General features: G+C 66.7%; 4 protein-coding genes. All 4 read right to left on the bottom strand.

All coding sequences use genetic code 11. The annotated features are described in order from the left end of the window. Window positions 1-201: 201 nt before the first annotated feature. The 4 genes from ACZ38L_RS38915 to ACZ38L_RS38900 all read right to left on the bottom strand — a co-directional run bounded on the left by ACZ38L_RS38915 (window position 202) and on the right by ACZ38L_RS38900 (window position 2,694). Window positions 202-402 carry a hypothetical protein gene (locus ACZ38L_RS38915; RefSeq protein ID WP_465702785.1) on the bottom strand — a complete coding sequence of 67 codons (201 nt, stop codon included), beginning with the start codon at window positions 400-402 and terminating at the stop codon, window positions 202-204. Between the two features lie 170 nt (window positions 403-572). Continuing rightward, window positions 573-887: a hypothetical protein gene (locus tag ACZ38L_RS38910; RefSeq protein WP_465702783.1), complete on the bottom strand. Its 315-nt coding sequence runs from the start codon at window positions 885-887 to the stop codon at window positions 573-575. Between the two features lie 46 nt (window positions 888-933). After that, entirely contained in the window at window positions 934-1,947 is a 1,014-nt protein-coding gene (locus tag ACZ38L_RS38905; RefSeq protein ID WP_465702781.1) for a glycoside hydrolase family 16 protein, read from the bottom strand. Between the two features lie 282 nt (window positions 1,948-2,229). Further along, entirely contained in the window at window positions 2,230-2,694 is a 465-nt protein-coding gene (locus ACZ38L_RS38900; RefSeq protein WP_465702779.1) for a hypothetical protein, read from the bottom strand. Window positions 2,695-3,349 lie beyond the last annotated feature (655 nt).

The raw sequence follows: 3,349 nt of genomic DNA, 5'->3' as shown, positions 1-3,349 counted from the left end.
CGAGTTCGAACGCATCATCAACCAGCAGCGAGCCGAGACCCGACAGAGGGACGAAGCCGCATAGAGACGACTCTACGTTTCCAGGGGATTGACACATTGACATCGCGCACACCATGCCAACGACGTTCGTCACCCTTCGTTGCCACCGATTACGAGCCAGAGCCCACAGAAGAAAGTGTGGTGAAGCGTCCGTCGGGCAGCTTACGCAGCCAGCCCCGCCCGGCCCGCGACCTGCGCTGCCGCTGGCTCGGCCGCCGCCGTTTCCACAGCGAGCTGCTCGGCCATCCGCTGCCAGACCCGCTCGGCCCGCACCTCCTCCAGCTGCTTGGCCAGCTGTTCTTCGAGCTCGTTTAGTTCCGCGCGTCGCACGGCGACCCGTTCCGTGGTCTCGGACTCCATCATGAACCGGGTCGTAGGCGTCACCGGAGCCGGGATGTGGAGGAACCGGCGAAACCGGCCCGTCAGACGATCAAGACCCCAGACTCCCGCCCGCCACCAGCCCGAGCACCCCGACCGAGCGCCACACCAGCCCCTCCGACCAGCACGTTCGAAGATGGCGAGGGCTCAATCATCTAGGGTGCGGCGCCGATGAGCATGCTGACCGCGGGCAGGTTGTTCCACACGCCGCTCAGCAGGTAGGCGCCGAAGATCGTGTAGGTGCCGGCCGTGAAGCTCTTCTTCGCGGTGGTCAGCGTGTAGCCGGCCTGGGTGATGACCACGTTGTTCACGCCGGGGAAGTCCAGGTTGTTGCCGGCGCTGTCGCGGACGGCGACCACCAGACTCTGCACGGTGAACGTGGTGTCGGAGAAGACCTTCAGTACGGCTGAGAACGACTCGCCGGCCGTGGCGTAGGCCGGGCCGAGTTGGTCTTGCGTGACCGTCGTCATGGGCGTGGCTCCTCCGTTTGTTCGGTGTCGCTCCGTAGGATGTTGCTCATCGCCAGACCCGGATGTAGTCCGCCTGGAAGGTGAGCGGGCCGGGTGGCACCGGGCCGGGGTGGTACTCGCCGGCGTCGATGGACAGGTTGAGGATCAGGAAGGCCGTCCAGTTGGTCGGTACGCCGGTGTCGTCAGAGAAGACCTTGGTTCCGTTGACGTACCAGTCCACCGAGCTGGCGCCGTAGACCGTGCCGATGGTCAGGAAGACCAGCGGGACCACGGCCAGGGCGTTGATGTAGTAGTACTGGCCGAAGCGGACGTGGTTGGTGAGTTCCAGCAGGTTCGGGTTGTCCGGGTGGTACTCGAACGAGTCGACCTCGTTGTCGCCGTTGCGCCAGGTCCACAGCGCGGGCCAGGCCCCGAGCCCGGCCGGCATCTGGACCCGGGCCTCTATGTAGTCGCCGGTCTGGACCTGGAACGCCTCGGTGGTGCCTTCGGTGGTGATCAGCCCGGTGTCCCAGGCCTGCTTGCCGTTCTCCAGCGTCTCCGTCCCGGGAGCGGCGGTGAAGATCACCAGGCTGTTGGCGGTCGTGGTGTTGGCGGCGTGGATCCAGTCGAGCTTGTCGTCGTTCGGGTTGTGTGTGTAGTACTGGTAGGCGCTGGTGCCGGCGCTGTTCCACCGGACCGGGGAGAGCGGGTAGTCGAAGTGTTCGGCCCACACGAGGCTCCTGCCCGCGGTGGGGCCGGTGGGGGCGCCCTGGGCGGTGGCGACGACCATGGTCACCGAGGGCAGGTTGTACCACACGCCGCCCAGCAGATACGCGCCGAAGATCGTGTACGTCCCGGCGTAGAAGGTTTGCGATGTCGTCGTCAGTGTGTAGCCGGCGGGAGTGATGGTCACGTTGTTGAGGCCGACGAAGTCCAGGTTGTGCCCGAACGCGTCGCGGACCGCCACGGTGAGCGTTTGGGCGGTGAAGCTGGTGTTGGAGTGGACCGTGAGGGTGGCCGCGACCTCGTCGCCGGTGGTCGCGTAGGCGGGTGAGAGGTAGTCCTGTGTCACCGTCGGCATGATGAGCCTCCGTTGGGTGTCGTCTGGACGGTGTGGACGTAGCGCCCGGCGCGGCCTCGGGAAGAACAGGCCGACCGCTGCGTGCCACATGCCCCGCTGCGCGGCCCTCGTGCCTCGGGCGAACAGCGGGAGGTGTCTGCTGGGCGTGTCCGGATCGCCTTGGAGCACACCGGACGACCCTTCGAACGCGTGCCTCTTCCCGGCAGGCTTACTCGCATGCCACCGGTGGAGGAGCACAGTGCCGTCAGCGCGCCCGCCGTCCGCGCCGGTGCGTGCCACGTCTCAGCTGGTCACGGAGATCGTGAACGGGGCGGTGTGGTTGGCGGGGTTCGGGTCGTGCGCGCTCTGCACGCTGACCGACCCCGGCATGCTGACCGGGGGTGTGACGGAGGGTGAGACCGTAACCGGAATCAGGGCGGTGGCCGTCTGCAGCGGTTGAAGCCCCGCGGGGAACGTGCAGGTGACCACCTGTCCGGTGCAGTCGACCGTGCAAGTGCTCGGGAAGAACGGGCCGGTGGCGGTGGTCTGGGATGGAAGGGTGATCGTGACGGTGAACGGCGCGTCGGTGGTGTCGGGGCCGCTGTTGGCCACGAAGCCGTGCACGGTGGTACCGCCTCCCGGCTTTGCCGGATCGGGGTTCATCTGCATGACCGTCAGGTGGTAGTTCGCCGGGGCGGCCACGGCGCTGGGTGCCGCGGCCGCTGCCAAGGATGCGGCCATCACCATCGTCATGACTGTTCGGAACATAAGGGTCGTCCTCTTTGCCGGGGCTAGCACGTCTTTATTCGCAGGCTAATTGTGATGGTCCGTCGCGACCTCGCGACGCACTTACGCGGCCCCGCACCGGAGTCGGGCGCTCGCTTGCTTGGGCGTTGGATGTGGCTTTTCCTCATTGGCCGGCTGTCAGGAGCCAGGCAATCGAGTTAGGTGGCGCGGCGGGCCGACTTGATCGTGAGGGGCTTTTCCGCTGAGTTGCCCGATAGGCCGTCGTCTCGCTTTGGCGATGCGTGGTCATGGGTGGCGGTCGGCCGATCCCTGCCCGGGACGAGCCGCGAAGACACTGCCGCTGCCTCTTCCCGACCAGGCAGCAGGTGGCTCTGTCTGGACGGCTATTTTCCGACACAGCCGTCGTCCACTCCGCTTGCTCTGATTACAGCGCAGGTACCCAGAGCAGGGAAGAGGGCGCTCGATGCCTTCGGGGGGCGGCAACTCTCTTCACCGCGCTGCCAGGCGCTGTCACGTTAATGAGCGCGTGTCCGGCTGAGGGTGTGCCAGGGTGCGGTGGGGCGCCTGGGTCAGGGGGCGGTGGGCAGGCCGACGGTCTCGGTGACGTGGTCCCAGATGGTGAAGCGGAGGCTCATCTCGAGTCGGTGTTCGGCGGCGGTCAGAAGGTGACGTCGGG

The organism is Kitasatospora sp. NPDC024654 (genome assembly GCF_055559155.1).
This window is presented reverse-complemented; position numbering and strand designations above follow the sequence as displayed.

Coding starts and splice junctions, on each gene's coding strand:
- ACZ38L_RS38915 (WP_465702785.1), bottom strand. CDS start 402: ATGATGGAGTCCGAGACCACGGAACGGGTCGCCGTGCGACGCGCGGAA.
- ACZ38L_RS38900 (WP_465702779.1), bottom strand. CDS start 2,694: ATGTTCCGAACAGTCATGACGATGGTGATGGCCGCATCCTTGGCAGCG.
- ACZ38L_RS38905 (WP_465702781.1), bottom strand. CDS start 1,947: ATGCCGACGGTGACACAGGACTACCTCTCACCCGCCTACGCGACCACC.
- ACZ38L_RS38910 (WP_465702783.1), bottom strand. CDS start 887: ATGACGACGGTCACGCAAGACCAACTCGGCCCGGCCTACGCCACGGCC.